22 protein-coding genes, 6 tRNA genes and 1 riboswitch are annotated in these 21,687 nt (G+C 48.2%); of the genes, 21 read left to right on the forward strand and 7 right to left on the reverse strand.

All coding sequences use genetic code 11. The features are described 5' to 3' along the window. The first annotated feature begins 145 nt into the window (after positions 1-145). From ACIFO6_RS07075 to ACIFO6_RS07100, 6 genes are all read left to right on the forward strand, one after another. Positions 146-898: an HAD-IIB family hydrolase gene (locus ACIFO6_RS07075; protein WP_430039412.1), complete on the forward strand. Its 753-nt coding sequence runs from the start codon at positions 146-148 to the stop codon at positions 896-898. 98 nt (positions 899-996) lie between these two features. Further along, on the forward strand, positions 997-2,196 hold the full coding sequence (locus ACIFO6_RS07080) for a LolA family protein (protein ID WP_430039414.1): 1,200 nt from the start codon (positions 997-999) through the stop codon (positions 2,194-2,196). 262 nt (positions 2,197-2,458) lie between these two features. Continuing rightward, positions 2,459-3,655, forward strand: coding sequence for an alanine racemase (gene alr / locus ACIFO6_RS07085; protein WP_430039417.1), 1,197 nt, complete (start codon positions 2,459-2,461; stop codon positions 3,653-3,655). Between the two features lie 296 nt (positions 3,656-3,951). Next, entirely contained in the window at positions 3,952-4,233 is a 282-nt protein-coding gene (locus tag ACIFO6_RS07090) for a CopG family ribbon-helix-helix protein (RefSeq protein WP_007429334.1), read from the forward strand. Positions 4,234-4,239: 6 nt separating this feature from the next. Continuing rightward, positions 4,240-4,590 carry a type II toxin-antitoxin system PemK/MazF family toxin gene (locus ACIFO6_RS07095; protein ID WP_007429335.1) on the forward strand — a complete coding sequence of 117 codons (351 nt, stop codon included), beginning with the start codon at positions 4,240-4,242 and terminating at the stop codon, positions 4,588-4,590. A 181-nt stretch (positions 4,591-4,771) separates the two neighbouring features. Further along, positions 4,772-6,994, forward strand: a complete 2,223-nt coding sequence (locus ACIFO6_RS07100) for a Tex family protein (RefSeq protein WP_430039419.1) — start codon at positions 4,772-4,774, stop codon at positions 6,992-6,994. A 101-nt stretch (positions 6,995-7,095) separates the two neighbouring features. On the opposite strand, the gene cmpA is transcribed toward ACIFO6_RS07100, so the two are convergent. Then, complete coding sequence (gene cmpA, locus ACIFO6_RS07105) at positions 7,096-7,230, reverse strand: cortex morphogenetic protein CmpA (RefSeq protein WP_430039422.1); 135 nt, start codon at positions 7,228-7,230, stop codon at positions 7,096-7,098. A gap of 160 nt (positions 7,231-7,390) precedes the next feature. On the opposite strand from cmpA, the gene ACIFO6_RS07110 reads away from it, so the two are divergent. The 3 genes from ACIFO6_RS07110 to ACIFO6_RS07120 all read left to right on the forward strand — a co-directional run bounded on the left by ACIFO6_RS07110 (position 7,391) and on the right by ACIFO6_RS07120 (position 8,113). Next, positions 7,391-7,903 (forward strand): SprT family protein, encoded by a 513-nt coding sequence (locus ACIFO6_RS07110; RefSeq protein WP_430039423.1) that lies wholly within the window; start codon positions 7,391-7,393, stop codon positions 7,901-7,903. Between the two features lie 44 nt (positions 7,904-7,947). After that, positions 7,948-8,023, forward strand: a tRNA-Asn gene (locus tag ACIFO6_RS07115). 1 nt (position 8,024) lies between these two features. Continuing rightward, a tRNA-Ser gene (locus tag ACIFO6_RS07120) sits at positions 8,025-8,113 on the forward strand. Between the two features lie 129 nt (positions 8,114-8,242). Here the strand turns inward: ACIFO6_RS07120 and ACIFO6_RS07125 are convergent. Together ACIFO6_RS07125 and ACIFO6_RS07130 are read right to left on the reverse strand one after the other, a co-directional pair. Further along, positions 8,243-9,115 carry a Cof-type HAD-IIB family hydrolase gene (locus ACIFO6_RS07125; RefSeq protein ID WP_430039426.1) on the reverse strand — a complete coding sequence of 291 codons (873 nt, stop codon included), beginning with the start codon at positions 9,113-9,115 and terminating at the stop codon, positions 8,243-8,245. A 47-nt stretch (positions 9,116-9,162) separates the two neighbouring features. After that, entirely contained in the window at positions 9,163-9,636 is a 474-nt protein-coding gene (locus tag ACIFO6_RS07130; protein ID WP_430039428.1) for a DeoR/GlpR family DNA-binding transcription regulator, read from the reverse strand. A 50-nt stretch (positions 9,637-9,686) separates the two neighbouring features. On the opposite strand from ACIFO6_RS07130, the gene ACIFO6_RS07135 reads away from it, so the two are divergent. The 6 genes from ACIFO6_RS07135 (at position 9,687) to ACIFO6_RS07160 (ending at position 11,680) form a co-directional block, all read left to right on the forward strand. Beyond that, positions 9,687-9,758, forward strand: a tRNA-Glu gene (locus ACIFO6_RS07135). A gap of 81 nt (positions 9,759-9,839) precedes the next feature. Continuing rightward, positions 9,840-9,915: transfer RNA gene (locus ACIFO6_RS07140), tRNA-Lys, on the forward strand. A 15-nt stretch (positions 9,916-9,930) separates the two neighbouring features. Further along, positions 9,931-10,013 (forward strand) — tRNA-Leu (locus ACIFO6_RS07145). A gap of 162 nt (positions 10,014-10,175) precedes the next feature. Beyond that, the gene (locus ACIFO6_RS07150) at positions 10,176-10,631 is read left to right on the forward strand and encodes a MarR family winged helix-turn-helix transcriptional regulator (RefSeq protein ID WP_430039430.1); all 456 of its coding nucleotides are present in this window, start codon (positions 10,176-10,178) and stop codon (positions 10,629-10,631) included. A gap of 185 nt (positions 10,632-10,816) precedes the next feature. Then, entirely contained in the window at positions 10,817-11,191 is a 375-nt protein-coding gene (locus ACIFO6_RS07155; RefSeq protein ID WP_430039432.1) for a helix-turn-helix domain-containing protein, read from the forward strand. Between the two features lie 105 nt (positions 11,192-11,296). Continuing rightward, positions 11,297-11,680 (forward strand): helix-turn-helix domain-containing protein, encoded by a 384-nt coding sequence (locus ACIFO6_RS07160; protein WP_430039435.1) that lies wholly within the window; start codon positions 11,297-11,299, stop codon positions 11,678-11,680. 128 nt (positions 11,681-11,808) lie between these two features. Here ACIFO6_RS07160 and ACIFO6_RS07165 read toward each other — a convergent pair whose 3' ends face one another. Both ACIFO6_RS07165 and ACIFO6_RS07170 read right to left on the reverse strand, forming a co-directional pair. Then, entirely contained in the window at positions 11,809-12,030 is a 222-nt protein-coding gene (locus ACIFO6_RS07165; protein WP_137062010.1) for an XRE family transcriptional regulator, read from the reverse strand. 353 nt (positions 12,031-12,383) lie between these two features. Beyond that, a complete protein-coding gene (locus tag ACIFO6_RS07170; RefSeq protein ID WP_430039493.1) occupies positions 12,384-13,073 on the reverse strand; it encodes an urease accessory protein UreF in 690 nt (229 codons plus the stop codon). Positions 13,074-13,346: 273 nt separating this feature from the next. On the opposite strand from ACIFO6_RS07170, the gene ACIFO6_RS07175 reads away from it, so the two are divergent. Then, positions 13,347-13,429, forward strand: a tRNA-Leu gene (locus ACIFO6_RS07175). 156 nt (positions 13,430-13,585) lie between these two features. On the opposite strand, the gene ACIFO6_RS07180 is transcribed toward ACIFO6_RS07175, so the two are convergent. Then, positions 13,586-14,071, reverse strand: a complete 486-nt coding sequence (locus ACIFO6_RS07180) for a glutathione peroxidase (protein ID WP_430039438.1) — start codon at positions 14,069-14,071, stop codon at positions 13,586-13,588. Between the two features lie 368 nt (positions 14,072-14,439). Beyond that, positions 14,440-14,615, forward strand: a riboswitch (cyclic di-AMP (ydaO/yuaA leader). 115 nt (positions 14,616-14,730) lie between these two features. Between ACIFO6_RS07180 and ACIFO6_RS07185 the strand changes: the two genes are divergently transcribed. From ACIFO6_RS07185 to kdpC, 5 genes are all read left to right on the forward strand, one after another. After that, positions 14,731-15,126, forward strand: coding sequence for a hypothetical protein (locus ACIFO6_RS07185; RefSeq protein ID WP_430039441.1), 396 nt, complete (start codon positions 14,731-14,733; stop codon positions 15,124-15,126). Positions 15,127-15,341: 215 nt separating this feature from the next. Further along, positions 15,342-15,416 (forward strand): K(+)-transporting ATPase subunit F, encoded by a 75-nt coding sequence (kdpF, locus tag ACIFO6_RS07190; RefSeq protein WP_420795084.1) that lies wholly within the window; start codon positions 15,342-15,344, stop codon positions 15,414-15,416. 149 nt (positions 15,417-15,565) lie between these two features. Further along, positions 15,566-17,242: a potassium-transporting ATPase subunit KdpA gene (gene kdpA / locus ACIFO6_RS07195; RefSeq protein ID WP_430039496.1), complete on the forward strand. Its 1,677-nt coding sequence runs from the start codon at positions 15,566-15,568 to the stop codon at positions 17,240-17,242. Between the two features lie 58 nt (positions 17,243-17,300). Further along, positions 17,301-19,331 carry a potassium-transporting ATPase subunit KdpB gene (gene kdpB / locus ACIFO6_RS07200; RefSeq protein ID WP_430039443.1) on the forward strand — a complete coding sequence of 677 codons (2,031 nt, stop codon included), beginning with the start codon at positions 17,301-17,303 and terminating at the stop codon, positions 19,329-19,331. A gap of 58 nt (positions 19,332-19,389) precedes the next feature. Then, the gene (kdpC, locus tag ACIFO6_RS07205; RefSeq protein WP_430039499.1) at positions 19,390-20,118 is read left to right on the forward strand and encodes a potassium-transporting ATPase subunit KdpC; all 729 of its coding nucleotides are present in this window, start codon (positions 19,390-19,392) and stop codon (positions 20,116-20,118) included. A gap of 97 nt (positions 20,119-20,215) precedes the next feature. On the opposite strand, the gene ACIFO6_RS07210 is transcribed toward kdpC, so the two are convergent. Then, a complete protein-coding gene (locus ACIFO6_RS07210) occupies positions 20,216-21,538 on the reverse strand; it encodes an Nramp family divalent metal transporter (RefSeq protein WP_430039446.1) in 1,323 nt (440 codons plus the stop codon). Positions 21,539-21,687 lie beyond the last annotated feature (149 nt).

Consider the following 21,687-nt stretch of genomic DNA (forward strand, 5'->3'; position numbering starts at 1 on the left):
TTTGAGTGAGATTAAATTGTGAGATGTAATATTCGATGAGAGCTTGCTCTTGAGTGGATTTCATCGTCTTCTCCTTTTTGGACATCGGTCCTTTTCATTATACAGGGAACTGCTACGATAGGGAAAAAGGAGGAGGTTGATCACAGTGAAATTTGTTTTTGATTTAGATGGAACCATTTGTTTTCACGGCAAGCCTTTGAGTGAAGCGATAGTACAGGCTCTAGACGCACTTGTAAAAAGAGGCCATGAAATTATCTTTGCATCCGCTAGACCGATCCGTGATTTGTTGCCTGTGTTGCCGCTTCATATGCAGTATTTTCCAATGGTTGGCGGGAATGGCGCGTTTGTTTCCAAGGATGGGAAAATCATTTCAACCATTCATTTTGACCCACACACAGCTGACGATATCATCAAGCTAATCAAGAAATTCGAGGCAGATTATTTAATGGATGGCCGTTGGGATTATGTTTATTCAGGAGATAGCGAGCATCCTATTCGGCGGAATGTGGACCCTGAGCTGCGAGCCAAAAATATACATTTAGATGAGTTGAATGAGATCGTAAAAGTGGTCATATTGCGCAGCCTTCATACGCAGCTATTCATAGAAGAGCTTCAGCAGCTACCCGTCATTACATATAGACATGGGCAAGAAGATATTATAGATATCAGTCCTAAAGGCGTGAATAAATGGACGGGCCTGCAACAATTAGGTGTAGAGCCGCAACGATTTATTGCATTTGGTAATGATGCCAACGATGTGGAAATGTTCAAACATGCCCTCCATTCCGTATGTGTGGGAGAGCATGTAGACCTTTCACAGTTGGCCACAGAAAAGGTTAGTCACGAAGAAGAGCTAATCATAAGAAAAGTAATCGAGTTGATGGAGGAAATGCAATAGCTACGTTTAAGCTTGTCATGCCAGTCTGCATAAATTGAACAAGTCCTTCATAGACATGTACTAATTCATTTAAAACATGTGCTGAAGGGGTTGATGATATGCGCCGGATTTCATGGATGCTTGCCATGGTCATGTGTGTAACGCTGCTGCTGGCCGGGTGCGGCAAGAAGAGCGCGGACGATGTGGTTAAGGATTTGAGTGACGTGGTGAGTGACCTGAACAGCTACCACGGTACAGCTTTGATGACGCTGCATACCGGCGACACGCCGCAGGAGTACAAGGTGGACATTTCCTACCGCAAGCCCTCCTATTACCGAATTGCCATGACGAACGAGAAAAAGGATGTTACTCAGATCGTGTTGCGAAATGATGAGGGTGTATTCGTATTGACGCCCAGTCTGAATAAGAGCTTCCGCTTTAAAAGCGATTGGCCGAACAACCAGGGCCAGGTATATTTGTATGAAACGCTGGTTCGCAGTATTATCGGCGATGCATCACGTCAGCTGGCTTCGGACGATAAATCCTATGTATTCGATGTAGCGGCAAACTACAACAGCCACGCGCTGGTAAGGCAAAAAATATGGCTGTCCAAAAATAACTATGCACCCACTCAGGTACAGGTATCTGATGCGAACGCCAAGGTAGTTGTGGATCTGAAATTTGATCAATTTGCGTTTGATACGAAGTTCGACAAGGACTCTTTTGATATGGAGCGTAATATGGCTTCTGGAAAAACAGGCAAGGGAAATGAAGGAACGCCTTCAGCCGGAGCAGTGGATTCCAGCGGGCAACTAGATCCTACAGATACGATTGATGGTATGACAGGTGTAATGTCCAGCACGGATACGGAGGCCAAGCCGGATACAGCGGGCAACACAGAGACGCAGCAGCAAACCCCGGGTGCATCAGATGCAGCCACAGGGACATCCACAGGCACGGATGATGCTGAAGCGGTAATGGGTGAATTCGGCTTGATCGAACCGTCCTATACGCCAGCCGGAGTACAGATCAAGGATACGCCAGAACTGGAGGATAATGGTACACATGCGGTGATGCTGCGGTATAGTGGAACGTATAACTATACGATTGTGGAGGCGCGTCCGAAGGATCGGGCCGTATCATTGGCTGCGGGTGAACTGGTCGATATTGGAGGAAGCTTTGCCGTTCTGGCGGGAAGCGAGCAGCAGACGATGACGTGGATGAATGACGGTATAGAGTTCCGTATTACCAGTGCTGACCTGCCTGTGAGCGAAATGATACAAATTGCCGCTTCTATACAGGATCAATCGGGTAAATAAAACTTTATAGACGGATGCAGACGGTTTAGAGTGTATTTTACTCTGCTTCCGCCCGTATCCGTCTTTTATTCATCCAAGGTCTAGGAGGGTGCACTTCTCGCTTGGGAGTCATGTTCTTTGTGGAGGATGCTGACAAACGCCATCTGCCATTGACAGCCACGTTTCTGAACATTACCATTAACCTTTGGAAGTAAGGATTTTGTCCATTCCGAATGGTAAGAGGCTATGTTACAGGCTAACAATTGAAGAAGGTGACTGGATTTTGCAAGCACAATACAGATCGACCCGGGCCGAGATCAACCTGGATCACCTTGGCGCCAACTATGAGACTTTCCGTAAGGCATTGCCAGCGGATAAGCTGTTGCTGGCTTGTGTCAAGGCTAATGCCTACGGACACGGTGCCGTGGAGATATCCAAGGAATTGGAACGCCTTGGTGCGGATTACTTGAGCGTCGCTTTTCTGGACGAGGCCCTGGAGCTTCGGCAGGCGGGGATCAGACTGCCTATCCTTGTACTCGGCTATACCCTGCCCGAAGCTGTGCAGACGGCTTGGGAGCAGGATATTACACTGACTGTGTTCAGTGAAGAAGTGCTGGAGGGTATCCGTAGACTGGACCGCAAAGGAAGCGAACGCAAGCTGAAGGTGCACATCAAAATAGACAGTGGCATGGGACGACTGGGCCTGCTGCCTGGAGAAGAGGCGGTTGCCTTTGTCCGGCAGACTCACCAGTTGGAGCAAGTGCTGCTGGAAGGCATGTACACCCATTTTGCCCGCGCGGATGAACAAGACAAAAGCTATACACTGCAACAGTATAATCGGTTTCAGGGCGTGGCGGAGGCGCTAAGGGAACAAGGCATCACCATTCCCATTATACATACGGGCAACAGCGCGACCACCATTGATACCCCTGCGCTTTCCCCCAATATGGTGCGGATTGGCATCAGTATATACGGCCTGTATCCGTCCGATGAGGTTAACCGGCAAGCCATTGAGCTACTGCCTGTATTGTCATTGAAAACGGCAGTGGTTTATACCAAGACGCTCCCTCCCTGCTGGGGGGTTAGCTATGGCACCCGGTACGTGACCTCCGACGAAGAGCGAATTGGCACACTGCCGATTGGCTACGCGGATGGATACTCCCGCATGCTGAGTGGGAACATCGAAGTGTTGATACGCGGCCGCCGCGTCCCGGTGCTCGGCACCATTTGCATGGACCAGTGTATGGTATCCTTACAATCTTTCGCAGAGGATGCGGAAGAAATTCAAATCGGCGAAGAGGTTGTTCTCATCGGCCAGCAGTCCGGCGAAACGATTGCGGCGGATGAGCTGGCATCCAAGCTGGGTACCATCCACTATGAGGTGATCTGCATGATCGCACACAGGGTGCCGCGTGTTTATACACGGGGAAATATCCCTGTCGTTCGAGTGAATTCGCTTCTTCCAACCCGCTGGGATTAATTTCATGACGCAAATTACCGGATAAAAGCAGGAGTTTTCGCAGAACGTCCCGAAATTATGTACAAAGGAAAGAAAAGAGCGCTGTAACTGTCAAAACGACGCATCAGGCTCCGCTGACACTTGTATTTCGGGGATCAAACGCCTGTACGAAAACGAACTGCGTAGTTTATAATGGAATACAGCATAGATGATATACGAATATCATATACATTCTCTTGTATTCCGTTTTGAATAAATTACCGGGAATAACGTTATAATGGTACAATGGCGACAAGGTTTTGGGGGTGGAAGAGAAGTTGGCCAATTTGCAGAACACCAAAAGAATAATGATCAGTTTGCCGGATCATCTCTTGCAGGAAGTGGACGGGATCGTAGCCATGGAAAATTCCAACCGCAGTGAATTTATCAGGCAGGCCATGAAGCTGTATGTGGGCGAACGTAAGAAACGTTACATTCGTGAAGCCATGCAGCGTGGTTATATGGAGATGGCTAAAATTAACCTGACCATGGCCTCCGAAGCCTTTCATGCGGAGGAAGATGCAAACAGCACCTTGGGCCGTACAGTTAGCGGGGTGTAATCCATATTGATCGTAAAGCGCGGCGACGTTTTTTTTGCAGACCTTTCACCCGTAGTCGGTTCCGAGCAAGGTGGCGTCAGACCTGTGCTGATCATCCAAAATGATATCGGCAATCGGTTCAGTCCCACCGTGATTGTGGCGGCCATCACCGCCCAGATTCAAAAGGCGAAGCTACCCACACACGTGGAAATCGACGCGGCGACGCATGGCTTTGATCGCGATTCTGTCGTTCTTCTGGAGCAAATTCGGACGATTGACAAGCAAAGGCTTACCGACAAAATCACCCATTTGGATGAAGAAACCATGCGCAAAGTGAGCGATTCGCTACAAATCAGTCTTGGTTTGATTGATTTTTAGCATTTTTGGAACGACGAGTGAAACGGGAAAAGGGCAGCGCGTGGGCGCTGTCCTTTTGCGTGTCCGATGAAAAATGCAGGCTGGGCCTGGCCTCATCGTTACGTGCTGGCGCTTTGATTCTTTTTTTGTGATAATGAAAGACATGATGAAAGACAAGAGTTGTAAGGAAGAAGGGATAGCTTTGTCTAACGAGGAAACGAAGACGGAAATCCGGCAGGAGCCGAACGAAGCAGAACGCCAGGAGCGGATTGTCAAACAAGTGGCGAGAGAGCTGTCGCTGGCACTCAAGCAAATCCGGACGACGATCAGTTTGCTGGATGAAGGGAATACGATTCCTTTTATCGCACGATACCGTAAGGAAATGACTGGGGAACTGGATGAAAATCAGCTGCGTGAAATTGAAGATCGTGTGCTGTATTTACGTAATTTGGAGGACCGCAAGGTAGAGGTCATTCGCATTATTGATGAGCAGGGCAAGCTGACAGATGACCTTCAGGCTGCCATCACTGCTGCGGTTAAGCTTCAGGAAGTGGAGGACCTGTACCGTCCATATCGGCAAAAGCGCAAAACCCGCGCGAGTGTGGCGAAGGAACGGGGGCTGGAGCCGTTGTCCATCTGGATCTGGAGCCAGTCGACGCAGGGCGATGCTCTGAAAGAAGCCGAGTCCTATGTGAATGTGGAACTGGGAGTGGACAGCGCTGAGGCGGCAATACAAGGAGCCTTGGACATTTTAGCGGAAAATATAGCGGATGATGCGGCTATTCGCCAATGGGTGCGTCGATATACGCTAGACCACGGCATGCTGACCTCCGAAGCGAAGGATGTAGAGCAAGAGTCTGTCTACGAGAACTACTATAGCTATCGTGAGCTGGCTAAGAAAATGCCGCCTCATCGTATTTTGGCGATTAATCGCGGAGAGCGTGAGGGCATTCTCAAGGTCGGACTGGAGGTAGCGTCCGATTCGATTCACAATTACGTCGCAGGTCAAGTGATTAAAGGCTCATCCGTCGTGGAAGAGCTGCTGCGCAACGTCATTGAGGATGCATATAAAAGGCTCATCGCACCCTCTATTGAGCGTGAGGTGCGCGCTGAAATGACAGAGAAGGGTGAGCAGCAGGCCATCTCTATCTTTGCCGGCAATTTGCGCAGCCTGCTGTTACAGGCTCCGATCAAGGGCCGCCGTGTGCTCGGTGTCGATCCGGCGTTTCGGACAGGCTGCAAGCTGGCGGTCGTAGATGATACGGGCAAGCTGCTGGAAGTGGCAGTGACGTATCCGACACCGCCGAACAACAAGAAGCGTGAGGCTGCCGAGAAATTCAAGCAGCTCATTGCCCAATACAGCATTGAGCTGATCGTCATCGGTAACGGAACGGCTTCGCGTGAAACGGAGCAATTCGTAGCTGAAGTCATTGCAGACATTGGTGACAGCAGCTTGGCGTACCTGATCGTCAATGAGGCAGGCGCAAGTGTTTATTCCGCCTCCAAGCTGGCGCAGGAGGAGTTCCCGGATCTGGACGTAGCTGAGCGCAGCGCGGCATCCATTGCACGTCGTGTGCAGGACCCGCTGGCTGAGTTGGTCAAGATTGAGCCGAAGGCCATTGGTGTAGGCCAATACCAGCATGATGTGTCACAAAAGCATTTGGATGAAAGCTTGAAGGATGTCGTAGAATCGGCAGTTAACCATGTCGGTGTGGATGTGAATACCGCTTCCTCGGCATTGCTGTCCTATGTAGCGGGCATTAACGCGACGATTGCCAAAAATATCGTGAAATACCGTGAGGAAAACGGCAAATTCAACAACCGTCGTCAGTTGCAAAAGGTACCGCGTCTTGGCGCGAAAACCTACGAGCAATCGGTTGGCTTTATCCGTATACCGGGTGGAGAAAATCCGCTGGACCGTACACCGATTCACCCTGAATCGTACGTCGTCGTTGACCGCCTGTTGGCTGAACTGGGGATCAGTGCCCACGATCTGGGCACCAAGGCTGTGACGGAAGCGCTGAACGTGTCCAACATTGACGAGCTGGCCGCGAAGCTGGAAGTTGGCGTGCCGACATTGAAGGATATTCTGGACAGCCTCCAGCGTCCGGGTCGCGACCCGCGTGACGAACTGCCGTTGCCTGTATTCCGCAAGGATGTGCTCAAGATCGAGGATCTGGCACCGGGCATGGAGCTTCAGGGAACTGTCCGCAATGTGATCGATTTTGGCGCATTTGTCGATATCGGCATCAAGAGTGATGGATTGGTTCATATTTCACAGCTGCGCAGCGGCTTCGTTAAGCATCCGATGGATGTCGTATCCGTTGGTGATAACGTAACCGTGTGGGTACTGAATGTTGACTTAAAAAAAGGCAGAGTCGGTCTGACGATGAAAGCTCCGGCAGAGGCGCAGTCGCAGGCATAATACTCTACAAATCCGTATAATCGCCTTAGGGTATAACAAAGACCGGAATTTCCGAACCACTTCGGAGACTCCGGCTTTCATTTTTTTACTGTCCAGAAGCTCTACCCATTGTTGGCATCATACTCTACACCCGGTGCTTTATGATAAAAAAACCAACAGTCATTCAACAGTTTGATCTGGCGCCGGTCCTTTTTGTAAAAGGCCCGCATAAGCTGGTTGCTGAGCCATTGAGGCAAGCCAATCTCCTCCTCTGCGTTACTTCTGTATGTTTAGCATATGGGGTGGGTGCCTAAAGTGTGCTTACCAATTGGATGGCTTATGAATTGAGGGTTAGACTTTGGACGCTATTTTGTAATATGCTTGGCAGTATGGAGCAAAGGAGGGGATTGGGGAAGGATGGAGTCCAAGTCCATAAGCAATTCCATGAACCATACCATGAGCGATGAAGAGCTTCAGAAATGGGTGGAGCACATTTCAATGGAGAGTTTTGGCGTACCGTTTCGCCATCGTGCCAGCTTTAATTCGCGACTGTCTTCCACAGGCGGTCGATATTTTATGAAAAGCCATCATATTGAAATTAATCCGCATCAGCTTGCAGCCTACGGGCGGCCCGAGGTGGAAAAAATTATTAAGCATGAGCTGTGCCATTATCATTTGCATTTGCGCGGGATGGGCTACCAGCACCGAGATGCGGATTTCAAAGCATGGTTGGCTCGTGTAGGAGGGAGCAGGCATTGTCAAACTCTGCCGGGGAGAGCGGAACGGAAGCCGCAGCCCTATCGCTACAAGCTGGTGTGCGCCTCATGTAGTCAGGAATACTTGCGGAAGCGTAAAATGAACCCCCAGCGTTACCGCTGCGGCAAATGCGGAGGTAAGCTTCGTCTGCTGGCACTTGACGGAACCCCCTGAATCATGGTAAATTAAATATACTGTATGAACATTTACAGCAATGTTCCCTGATAGCTCAGTTGGTAGAGCACTCGACTGTTAATCGAGTTGTCACAGGTTCGAGTCCTGTTCGGGGAGCCATGGAGAGGTACCCAAGTGGCTATAAGGGGACCCTCTGCTAAGGGGTTAGGCTGCGAAAGCGGTGCGAGGGTTCGAATCCCTCTCTCTCCGTTGGTTTTTCAAATCAGAAAAAGGACGCTTGTATGCATCGGATGATGCTTGCGAGCGTCTTTTTTTGTTTATATTCGATTCTGAAAATAACGATGATCTGAAAAGTGGCACAGCATGTGAATTTTTAGTTTACAAGGTCGGCTTCGGAAGTTGATCCAGTATATTTAGGAGAGTATGTGCTACGCCATTCTCTACATTGGTCAGGGTAACTTCAGAGCAGACGGCCTTAATGTCGTCATTTGCATTGCCCATAGCGATGCCTTTACCTACCATTGTCAGCATGGAAATATCATTATAGCTGTCACCTACCGCTGCGGCTTCCTCCATGGGAATACTCAGATAATCTGCAAGATAACGTAGTGCGTTTCCTTTGGAAGCATCCTTATGCTCGACTTCGAAGTTGCGGTCTGAGGAAATGACCATGTTCAGGCCGGGAAAATCCCGGTAACGCTCACGCCCCCGGTTCAGCTTGGCTTGATCGAAGGAGAAGCACAGCACGTTATAAATCTCTACATCCAGCGGAATATCTTCATACGAGGGGATACGGGTATGCCCGGTCTGTTCATATTGTTTTTCGGCTGCATGTAACAGAGTATCCAGCGAAATATCCGGATTGGCGCTTAGCAGGCGATCCATTTCAATAGCCAGCAGCTGATGACCGTTTTGTGGAGAATAAATAGCGCGGTCTGTCATGACCTCATAATAAAAATCGTTTTCGCGCAGCCAGCTAAGCACTTCAAACGTTTCATTCCGGTCCATAGGTGTAGAGGTTAGCTGGCGGCGATGTGCATCGTGTACGGTCGCGCCGTTTGCCCCGATGACGGGAGCCACAAGTCCTGCTTCCTCCAGCTTGATCCAGGCATCATAAGCGGCTCTGCCCGTGGCAATGGTCACCTGAATGCCTTGCTGCTGTGCCTTGCGGATTGCGTCAGCGTTCACCTTGCTTATTTTTCCTTCATCGTTTAGCAGCGTTCCGTCCAAATCAATCGCAAACAGTTTCATTTCTCCATCTCCTGTCTTCTTCTCTATGTCTCATGCTACTTCTTCCTTTACGGAACAATAATTTCAACATCATAACGGCGAAAAACATCCAGCATGGCCGGGTCTGGCAAGCGGTCGGTGATAACGATATCCACCTCGTATAAATCGGCAAAGCGGTAAGGAAGGTTTTTTCCAAATTTGGAGTGATCGGCAAGAATAATCACCTGATCGGCCTGTTTCATCATTTGGTGCTTGAGCATACCGTCCTTTTCGGAAAGAACCTCAGCCTGATTGATCGAATTGGTAATGACCGAGCATTCCTGTACATGGAGTCTTTCGGCACATGCTTGCACAGTGGTGGAGGAGTCGAGAATGATACGATTCCCGTCACGAACCATATCGGCAGCTATTTGTCCGATAATTTGTTTTTCTGAGGATACGGTGAGCAGTCTCTCTTTATAATTTCTACGTAAGTGAAAATGCGTTTTAATTCTCGGTAAACTACTTGTTTTACATTTTTTAAAATAAGTATTGCCATACATTCTTCTATTTGATATACTCTTTCTTGTCGCCAAGTTGATGTTTAAAATACGGCCCGTTGGTCAAGCGGTTAAGACACCTCCCTTTCACGGAGGTAACAGGGGTTCGATTCCCCTACGGGTCATTGTTGTCTTTACGGACTACATGTTACATGCTTAAGGGAAATTCCTGAGGTCTGATGGCGGACATCTTGGATGAACAGCATGAGCCATTAGCTCAGTTGGTAGAGCACCTGACTTTTAATCAGGGTGTCGAAGGTTCGAGTCCTTCATGGCTCACCATTTATATTTTATTATGCGGTCGTGGTGGAATGGCAGACACGCTATCTTGAGGGGGTAGTGAGCGTATGCTCGTGGAGGTTCGAGTCCTCTCGACCGCATCAATGGATAAACGGAAAAGTCTCTCATAGTAGAGGCTTTTTTTGTTTGTGCAGTAATGTAATAAAGTGATTATTATGAAGAAATAATGATTCCATAGTATAATATAAAGCCATAATGTTATAGAATGATAAGTATAAACTGATGAAGTGATGGTGAAAAATATGGACACTCAGCTGTTAGGGAATATATCAGAAAATATTTTGGGCTTGTTTCCAATGGTGAAGAAGAAATTTTTCGCCTACGGTCCGCTCGATTTCCCATTACATTTGTCGCCTAATAACTTTCAGACATTACTGTTGCTGCGAGAAGTGCGTTTGTCTACGGTATCTGATTTGTCCAAACAACTTAATGTCTCACGCCCGAACATGACTCCTTTGCTGGACAAGCTGGTGGAGCTTGGGTTGGCTGACCGCCACTCGTGTGACTCGGATCGCAGAGTCGTGAACGTGGCAATTACAGAAGAAGGCGATGCTTTTTGTGAACAGGTATTTCATACCTTTTCCAATAAAATTCAAGAGAGACTGGTGCTTCTGCCAGAAGAAGATTTATTGCACTTGGGTGAAACTCTGAACGAATTGAAGCAGATTTTACTTAAAATTGACAACTATAATTTGTAATGGGTGTACACGAGCTGACTGAGGGCCGCCATTTTCTTCGGAAAATAGGCGGTTTTTGTTGTATATTGTGGTATAATGAAAGCCAACATACATAATTCGGCAATTTTGGCACACGTGATCTTTGAAATGGGAACAGGAGACATGATATCGTTATTTGAGAGTCTGCTGGGGAGGAAGGAATTTCTATGCAATCTATTTACCAACGTATTGAAGAACTTATCAAGGAACGTGGAATGACAAAAAAAGCGTTCTGCGAGCAGTTGGGTATTAGTACAGGGAACTTTGGGGACTGGAAAAGAGGAAAAACGACGCCAGGCACGAATAAACTCATTGAAATCGCTTCGTTTTTTAATGCCAGTCTGGATTGGATCATGTTGGGGCGCGATGTGCAGGGTGAGGCGCTGAGGGAGTCGAGAGACCCTTATTTTTTTGGAGTTTCAGGGCAACTGGATTGCCAGGGGGGATCGCTTAGTGAGGCGGAAAAGGATTTTATACTTGAGTATATTGAATTTACCCGCTTTCGTAAAGAGAAAAATCAGGAAGATTCAATGACAGAATAAACGGGTGCAGAATTAAAGTATTGATTACCGAATAAGTATGTTTGCAATGATATTTAAAATTTGGGAACAGTTCAATAAAAAGTTAGGGTGTCGGAGGGGATAATTGTGGGAGACCAAACGATTTATCAACGGATTGAAGCCTTGATTAAGGATCGGGGAATGACGAAGAAGGCGTTTTGTGAAAAGCTCAAAATCAGCTCGGGGAATCTTGGAGACTGGAGAAGAGGAAAAACAACGCCGGGAACGATGCATTTAATCCAGATTTCGGACTTTTTTTATGTATCGCTGGATTGGTTAATGAAAGGCGTCAAGCCTGGTCAGGGTGTACTTCAGGAGCAAAAGGCTGCTTATTTTTTTGGAGTGATGGGGCCATTGAATAGCCAGGCAGAGGATCTGGAAACAGAAGAACAGAATTTCATATTAGAATATGTGGAATTTGCGAAATATCGTAAGCAAAAAGGTGAGAATGACAAAACACAGCCTGAATGATCTTCTCTCTAAAGATCACTCAGGTTGAAAACACGTAAAACGGACTGGCGGGTTCGATTGACGAGTTTATTTGGGTTGTCGATGTTGTAGCGTCTCGTATACTTGGAAAGACGCTCACATCGTTGGTTTCAGAGTGGTGGTGCCTCCTTATAATCGTTATCGTCAATGTTGAGGATTGCAGCAACTTGTTTTCTGTACCTTTGTGCTTTGCGGGTGCCGTGAATCAGATTGGACAAGCGTGAAGGCGGGATGTTATGCGTTTCACAAAATGTTTTCTGATCCAGCCGAAGTTCGACAAGCCTTTGTTTGATGGCCCACCCGAGGGAGGTGACAGGCATTTTGTTGTTCAAGTGAAATCGCCCCTTACGGATTCTTGCGGAATAATTGGTGTGTTATAATAATCATCAGTAAACATGTTAGAATTAACCATCTGAAACTATGATACACGTTTATACGTGTTTTTACAATCTAAAATACGTAATTCGGATAAAAATATAACTTAATTAAGTGATGAATGGTCTGGATGATCCATCTGAAGCCTGTTAATTGTGCGAAATTGCAGTTGTATTCCGGATAAAAAAAGCACTCTGCCACTGGAAAAAGTGGTGGGAGTGCTTTTGGCATTGGTGCTGGAATTTTGAAAACAGGCATCAGGGGGATGCAGGAGGCGTATAACGAGGGCGTACGAAGGAATCAGTGAAGTTCACCCGCGCTGGTGGCTGCTGCTCATATAGGGTGGCTGAGTAATGTAGGAGCTGGACCAATGCCTATACAGAAGTCCGCGCTGAAATGCGGTTGGCTCTGACTCAGGGACATTGTATTGTTTCCATGCGGCTAGCAGCTCGTTGGTCATTCGCTGAATAACAGGGTTCTTTTCCTCAGAAGGAGGATTGAGCAGCTTAAAAGCATCTTCGACACAGAAGGACACTGCCGCAGCAAGGTAGCCGTGAATGGTCTGCTCTACATTATTTCCAAGGGAAACGTTAATCCAACTATGAACGGTTGCGAGTGTACCAATCGCATTGTATTGGATGAGTGTAGCTTCGAGTTGGTCAAATTCAAGCCAAGGGTACAAGGCTTTGGCGAGCTTAAGCAGGCGTTGGCCAGATAGGCGTGACTCTTTCACATGCTGTAGGGAAGAGCGCTGGGCGTGCAGCATTTTATCAATGAGGGCGATACGCCAACCATCATTTTGCTGAACAGCGATATAGAGGCTTTTGATAGCCATGCCATCGAGGGATGTGAACTGAGGAAGCAGATCAGTGCGTACATAGTGTTCCAAGTCTTGTAAACAGGTTAAGCGGCCATTGCGAAACAGCTCCTCCAGCCCGTAGGAACGAGTGAAGCCACCGACAGGCAGGGAAGGGTCCAACAGCAATGCGTAGTTCAGCAAACGATTGCCTTTGTGCAATGCGGTTCGCCTCCTTGGAATAGAATGTTCATGTTAAATTAAATAACTTTAAAAAGCGCATTCAGAAAAGTACTTAGAAAAAATAGAGATATTATGTAATATATATTTACACTCATAGTGCTGACATGTCAAATTAAATATTTTTATAGCTATTACATGTTATATTATATGACTTTAAAATAATTGTTGTATTTATGTTTACAAATAGAATACAAGGGAGTATAATAAATCTGTTGCCTCAAAACATTAGAATTTGCGGTCGTGGTGGAATGGCAGACACGCTATCTTGAGGGGGTAGTGGGCGTACGCCCGTGGAGGTTCGAGTCCTCTCGACCGCATTACATGCAAGACACAGTTAAAAAAGCATCCTGACACGTTTTTGACGTGATTGGATGCTTTTTTTGTTATATAAGCTGAACTAAAATATCCTTTTTCCTAGCCGCAGGAGCAGTTGCCTGGATCGGCTGCTTGTGAGAAGGTGATGAAATAGCCTGTCAGCTTTGCTGTAAAAGCTTCTCAATATCCCCCGTCAGTTTATCTGGAGTTGTCTGTGGGGCATAGCGCTTAAATACGTTACCTTCGCGTGTAATCAAAAATTTAGTGAAATTCCATTTGATCGCTTTGGAGCCTAATACGCCGGGAGCTGTTTGGGTGAGGTAGCGAAATAAAAGGTGCGCCTGATCGCCATTGACATCTATTTTGGCAAACATCGGAAATGTAACTCCATAGTTGATCTGGCAAAACTCCGAAATGTCCTCGCTGGAACCTGGCTCTTGCTTGGCAAACTGATTGCTGGGAAACCCCAAGATTTCAAGACCCTGCTCTTGGTATTGGTCATATAGTTCTTGTAGCGCCTTGTATTGGGGGGTTAGCCCGCATTTGCTGGCTGTATTCACGATGAGCAGTACTTTTCCTTCGTATGTGGACAACGGAATTACGTTCCCTTGCAGGGTTTGTGCATCATATTCATAAACGGTCATGGTTTTCCTCCTAATTTGATATTCTACAATTAAATTGTAAGAAATTTAACGAAGAGTTGCAAACCTATAAATAGATGTAATGCGCCGTTTATCAGGTGCATACAGCACTTTTTCTTTCTCTTTTACAAATAAAGGACAAAAAACGCTCCCCATACGTCAATATTGACATGCCTCTTCATTTTCGAAAAGAGATGAAAAACCGAGCTTGAAGGAGCTGGGAGAAGAATATTTATGTTGTAAGCGCTGTTATTAATCTTTTATGCTCTAAAGACCGATTTATAACCCCGCAGGTGAGCTTTACAGTGTTCCTTGCGCGGGTGTATGATTCAAGACGTAATTTCAAATGAAGTGAATGAAGCAGCAACGAATTGTCTATAGCGCTGAATTTTGCAGTTGCAAAAGCGGGGGAACCAAACGGGATCTATGCGGCTTTTAGAGGGCCGTGTGTCTCATGGGGTGAATTTTCTGGCCAAGTGCCAGAAATAGGGCGACTCTCACGTCCGAATCCGACAGCTAACCTCGTAAGCGTACAGGGAGAGGCAACAAACCGCCGTGTGCAGCCATGGTTTATTTTATCATGGTTACGTAAGAAGCCGGAGGAAAGCCTTTTTCCTTTGGCTTCTTTTTGTTGTCTTTTTATACCGGGAGAGGAGCTACTGATGGAAGGTCGGCTAATCATTGTCACTGCACCAAATGAAACGGGCAGAAATTTTGTGAAATTGCTTATGTTCAAAAAACTGGCGTTTGCGGTTCTGACGAATAGCGCTCAGGAGGAACGACAGCTCAAAAAAATGGGTGTGGAGCATGTTGTGCGCATCAATACGATGCAAGCGGGGAAATGGAATTTTCCCAAAAAAGAAATTGGCTGCGTGTATTTGTTCGAGAACAGCTTGAATCTGACGTGCCGTTTTCTGCAAATATGCCGGCCGCTGACAGCAGATCCGATCTATGTCATTACACACGGCTGTAATCCTCAAGGGATTTATCGAGGTTTGGGAGCGGACCATGTGATCTACACTTTGAACGGAGAGGTGGGTTTCCTGCTGAACGGATAGTCGCTTACGGTGTGCTGGTATACATTAAAATTTGCGAATTTAGTTGCATAGCGATTTTACGAGAGTGTCAGAATGATGAATTAAGAACGGATACGGGAGGGTATGAACATGATGGATATATACATGCTGCTGGTGATGGCTGTGAGTTATGGAATGATACTGATGCTTGTACGCTGGTGTGATGCGCAGACCTCCAAAGGAGGGCGAAAGGGATGATGGTTGTGCTTGCGCTTACGGCTATTGTATTTGTGTATTTAATCTACGCACTCCTGAATCCTGAAAAGTTCTAATCAGCTAAGCAGGATCAAGCGGGCGGGGGACAGCAGATCATGGATGAAACATCAGAGTCAGCGGGCTTTCGCAAACGTGTGCATTCGACTGGTGCGATGAACCCGTCTGTTGTCCAAACGCAGGAGTATTTTGAGGGAGGAAATAGATGATGGAGCTGCTGCAAATTGGAATTGTGATTGTGATATTGCTGCTCCTGGTGAAACCAGTGGGCACCTATATATATCATGTGTTCTCCAATGAACCAAATCGGACGGATCGAGTCTTTGGCGGGACGGAGAAGTTGATTTATAAGGTTATAGGATTGAAAAAGCTGGAGAGCATGCGTTGGACCACGTATGTGATGAGCTTTATTGCTACGAATGTCGTGCTTGTAGCGATCAGCTATGTGCTGCTGCGCTTGCAGGGACTGCTTCCCGGTAACCCGACTGGAAACGGCAATATGGAGGCGTCACTGGCCTTTAACACGGTGATCAGCTTTATGACCAATACGAATCTCCAGCATTATAGCGGAGAAAGCGGGCTTACGTATCTGACACAGATGGCGTTTGTTACGATGATGATGTTCACTTCGGCTGCTTCCGGTTTTTCGGTTGCTGCGGCTTTTATGAGAGGATTGACGCGGCGCGGAGAAGGAATGGGCAACTTTTTTCAGGATTTTATCAAAGCGATTATACGGATTTTCCTGCCACTGGCCTTTGTACTTACACTGGTGCTGGTTGGATTGAAAGTACCGCAGACGCTTCAGCCTGCGGCGGATATCACGACGCTGAGCGGAACACAGCAGCAAATGGCCTTGGGACCCGTTGCTTCGCTGGAATCAATCAAGCACTTGGGGACGAACGGGGGCGGTTTCTATGGGGCCAACTCGGCGCATCCTTTTGAAAATCCAAACCCCTGGACGAATGTGCTGGAAATTTTGGCGATGTGGGTGATGCCGGCTTCACTGCCGTATACCTTTGGGCTATTCGCTCGTAATCGCAAGCAGGGGTGGATTATATTTAGCTCCATGATGGTACTGTTTCTCGTATTCCTAGCCATTACGTACGTATCAGAGAAAACGGGTAATCCGCTGATTCAGGCACTGGGGGTGGATGCTTCTCAGGGTAGCATGGAAGGGAAAGAGGTCCGCTTCGGCATCGGACAATCGGCATTGTTCACGGCGGTGACGACGGCGGCTACGACAGGCTCGGTCAATAACATGCACGATACACTGACTCCATTGGGCGGTATGGCTGCTTTGGGCGAAATGATGCTGAACGTCATTTTCGGCGGTAAGGGTGTCGGGCTGATGAATATGCTGATGTATGCGATTCTGGGTGTGTTTATATGTGGATTGATGGTCGGCAGGACCCCGGAATTTATGGGCAGGAAAATAGAAGGCAAGGAAATGAAGCTGATCGCGATTGCCATTTTGGTACATCCGTTTCTCATTTTGGTGCCGACTGCGCTCGCCTTTATGAGTCATTGGGGATACGATGCGGTCACGAACCCCGGATATCACGGGTTGACTCAGGTGTTATATGAATATGCGTCATCTGCGGCTAATAACGGTTCGGGATTTGAGGGTCTTGCGGATAACAACGTATTCTGGAACACGACAGCGGGTGTGGTTATGTTCTTTGGACGATATGTATCTATTGTTGCACTGTTAGCTGTAGCGGCTTCATTGAATGCCAAAGCACCGACTCCAGTGACGACGGGCACACTTCGCACAGACAACAAGCTGTTTGGGGCGATTCTGATCGGGGTTGTGCTGCTGATTGGTGCGTTGACCTTCTTGCCCGTCATCGTATTGGGGCCTGTGGCTGAGTTTTTGACCATGTGAAGAAGATGAACAGGAAGAAGAAAATGAGAATGAGAATGAATGAACGGGGTGCTTGATCATGAAGGAACAACGCAAACGCATGCTGGATAAAAGCATCTTGAAGCATGCGATCAAGGATAGCTTTATGAAATTAAATCCGATGATCATGATGAAAAATCCAGTCATGTTCGTCGTGGAGATCGGCACATTGGTCGTGCTGCTGATGCTGCTGTTCCCCGGTTATTTTGGAACGGGTAACGAAATGGGCTTTAACCTGGCGGTTTTTATGATTCTGTTGTTCACGCTGCTCTTTGCTAACTTTGCCGAAGCGCTCGCGGAAGGGCGGGGTAAGGCACAGGCTGCCTCTTTGAAAAAATCCAAGCAGGATACTCAAGCCAATAAGCTTGTCGGGGATGAGATTCAGGTGGTCAGCTCGACCGAGCTGCGCAAGGGTGACATTGTGATGGTGTCCCAGGGCGAGATGATTCCGAGCGATGGTGAGGTGATTGAAGGTCTTGCCTCAGTGGATGAATCGGCGATTACGGGAGAATCGGCCCCGGTGATCAAGGAATCGGGTGGTGATTTTTGCTCGGTAACCGGCGGGACGCGTGTGGTCAGTGACCGGATTAAGGTGCGGATTACGACAGAACCGGGCGAAACGTTCATTGATAAAATGATTTCGCTCGTGGAAGGCGCACAGCGCCAAAAGACGCCGAACGAGATTGCGCTGAATACCCTGCTGATCAGCTTAACGATTATTTTTATGATCGTGGTGGTGACACTGGCACCGATTGCTCGTCATTTTAACATTGACTTGCCTGTTCCCGTGCTTATCTCGTTGCTGGTCTGTCTGATTCCGACCACGATTGGAGGACTGCTGTCAGCCATCGGGATTGCTGGTATGGACCGGGTCACCCAGTTTAACGTGCTGGCGATGTCAGGCAAGGCGGTAGAAGCATCTGGAGACATCAATACAATGATTCTGGACAAAACGGGTACAATTACCTTCGGTAACCGGATGGCGAGCCAATTCGTGCCTGTAGGGGGCGTAGAAGAGGCAGAGCTAGTCAAGTGGGCTGCGATGAGCTCGATGAAGGATGAGACGCCCGAGGGGCGCTCAGTTCTGGAGTTGATGCGCAAGCAGGAGTACACACTGGATGAATCCTTGGCAGCAGGCGGGACCTTTATCGAGTTCAAGGCGGAAACCCGGATGAGTGGTCTGGATCTGGCCGATGGACGAAAGGTACGCAAGGGCGCGGTGGACTCTGTCCGGCAGTGGGTACTATCGCAAAACGGTAGCGTCCCAGCCGATCTGGAGGAAAAAGCGAATCAGGTGGCCTCTGAAGGAGGTACGCCGCTGGCTGTCGCGCTGAATGATCGGATATATGGCATTATTTATTTGAAGGATACGGTGAAGCCGGGCATGAAGGAGCGGTTTGATCAGCTCCGGGAAATGGGTATCCATACGATCATGTGTACCGGGGATAATCCGCTGACGGCTGCGACGATTGCGCGGGAAGCGGGTGTGGATGATTTTGTGGCTGAAAGCAAGCCAGAGGATAAAATTGCGGTTATTCGTCGTGAGCAGGAGCTGGGCAAGCTGGTTGCCATGACCGGGGACGGGACGAATGATGCTCCTGCGCTGGCGCAGGCTGATGTGGGGCTTGCCATGAATAGTGGCACGGTTGCAGCCAAGGAAGCCGCCAATATGGTGGATTTGGATTCCGATCCGTCCAAGATTATTGAGGTGGTCGCTATCGGAAAACAGCTACTCATGACACGCGGTGCATTGACGACATTCAGTATCGCGAACGATGTTGCCAAATATTTTGCCATTATTCCGGCGATGTTCATGCTGGCGATTCCGCAAATGAGCGCATTGAACGTGATGGGGCTTGGCTCTCCGCTATCTGCTATTTTGTCGGCGCTGATCTTTAATGCTGTTATTATTCCGCTTCTGATCCCGCTGGCCATGAAGGGCGTGAAGTATAAGCCCATGAGCTCGGATCGTCTGCTGGGACGGAATTTGCTGATTTACGGTTTGGGCGGTATGGTGGTGCCGTTTGTTGGCATTAAAGCTATTGATTTGCTAGTACATTTGTGGATTTAACGCAGCCTGTGAAGGTGTGCATTTTGGATACTGAATGGAAGCGGAAAGGGTGAGCAACATGAGTGGCTTTTATCGGATGATGTCTGGACGCAGATTTGCTGCCCACGAAAAAGCCGGGTCTGCCCGGCAGGGGAATAACAAGCGTCCAGAGACGGGGGCTGTGCCGAATGGACAGCCGGAGAGAGAAGAGATGCGGGGAGGCACCATTATAGGAGTAGCCTTGCGTACCTCGGTACTGATGATCCTCCTTTGCGGCCTCGCTTATCCGCTGGTTAGCACGGGCGTGGCACAGGTATTGTTTCCGCAGCAGGCGAATGGCAGTATGCTTCGTAATGCCGAGGGTCAGGTAGTCGGCTCCGAGCTGATCGGGCAGTCCTTTGCGAATCCGGCATTTTTTCAGGGGAGGGTATCGAGCATAGATTATAATGGGGCCGGTTCAGGCTCCAGTAATTACGCACCGTCCAATCCGGCCTTGATACAGCGGGTCAAGGATTCCATAGCGGATTGGCAGAAAAATAACCCGGATGTACCGATCAATCAGGTTCCTGTGGACCTGATTACGAACTCTGGCTCTGGTCTGGACCCGCATATCTCGCCGCAGGCGGCACAGGTTCAGATCCCGCGTATTAGCGGCTTGACCGGTATTGCGCAGGATAAGCTGAAGGTACTGGTGCAGGAGCAGACCGAAGGGCGCAGTGCCGGAGTGTTCGGTGAGCCACGTGTGAACGTGCTCAAGCTGAACCTCGCGCTTGAAGCACAAACGCAGGCACAGCCTGCCAAGTGGTAAGTCTAGAGGTTGGAATAGAGTGATCAAAAAAAGGTATCCCGCAGCCATTTGGCTGGTGAGATACCTTTTTTTGATTTTATTAAGTGTTGCTTAGCTCTCAATGACCTGAAACGATTTGAACGATAAGCACCACATTCAAAACAATGATGACGGCGGTCACGATCCAGGTTAATACTTTTTGCCATGTTTTGTTCGCAAACTCACCCATACGCTTTTTGTCGCTGGTGAAGATCAGCAACGGGATGATAGCAAAGGGAAGCTGGATGGACAGAATTACCTGACTTAGTACCAGCAGTTCTTCGGCCCCTTTCTCACCCGCGATAGCTGTGACGATTACCGCCGGAATGATAGCAATGAGTCGGGTCACGAGACGGCGCAGCCAAGGCGCGAGACGAAGGCTGAGAAAGCCCTCCATGACGATTTGCCCGGCTAAGGTACCGGTTACGGTTGAATTCTGACCAGAAGCGAGCAGCGCCACCCCGAACAGGATACTCGCGAGTGTGGTTCCGAGCAATGGCGACAGCAGATAGAAAGCATCGCTGATCTCCGCCACATCGGTTTTTCCTGCGGTATGGAACACGGCTGCGGCCACGATCAGAATAGCGGCATTGATAAACAGGGCGAACATGAGCGCTATACTCGAATCCCATGTCGCGAATTTGATAGCCTCTCGTTTGCCTGCTGACGTCTGCTCGAATTTACGAGTTTGTACGATGGACGAATGCAGGTACAGGTTATGGGGCATCACGGTAGCGCCCATAATACCAATGGCGATATACAGCATGCTTGGGTTGGTCAAGATTTGCGAGTCCGGCACAAAGCCACCTAACACGCTGCTCCATTCCGGCTTAGCCAAAATGAGATTGATGCCAAAGCAGCCGGCAATCGTCACCATCAGTACAATGACCAGCGTTTCCAGAGCACGAAAGCCTTTGTTTTGCAGTAATAAAATGAGCATGACATCGAAGGCAGTAATCAGGACACCATACAATAGCGGTATGCCGAACAGCAGCTTGAGTGCAATGGCTGAACCGATGACCTCGGCCAAATCCATGGCTGCAATAGCGATTTCGCATAGAAGCCATAAGCCGATCGCAACCGGGCGACTGTAGGCTTCACGGCACATTTGAGCCAAATCTTTACCTGTGGCAATGCCGAGCTTGCCGGATAAAGCCTGCAGCAAGATGGCCATTAGATTAGAGATCAGAATGACACTGAGCAGTGTATAGCCAAATTTCGATCCGCCCGCAATGTCTGTAGCCCAGTTGCCGGGGTCCATATAGCCGACAGCGACCATATAGCCGGGTCCGGCAAAGGCGAGGAATTTCCGAAACCACGTGCCGTTCTTCGGGACGTTCAAGGAACGATTCACTTCCGCTAGTGAAGCGATTTCCGCCAAGTTACCTTTTGTATTTCTCATACGCTTCACCTTCTTTATTCATGTTGAAATATATTATTAGTGACATAATGATCGCTTTATCCATATTGTACACTCACAATAGTTTTTGTCTAGTACAACTTTTGTGTGGACAAGCAAATTATTCTTATTGTATAGATATAATGAAAAAC

Source organism: Paenibacillus sp. NRS-1781, assembly GCF_050467745.1.
GTDB lineage: Bacteria > Bacillota > Bacilli > Paenibacillales > Paenibacillaceae > Paenibacillus > Paenibacillus terrae_A.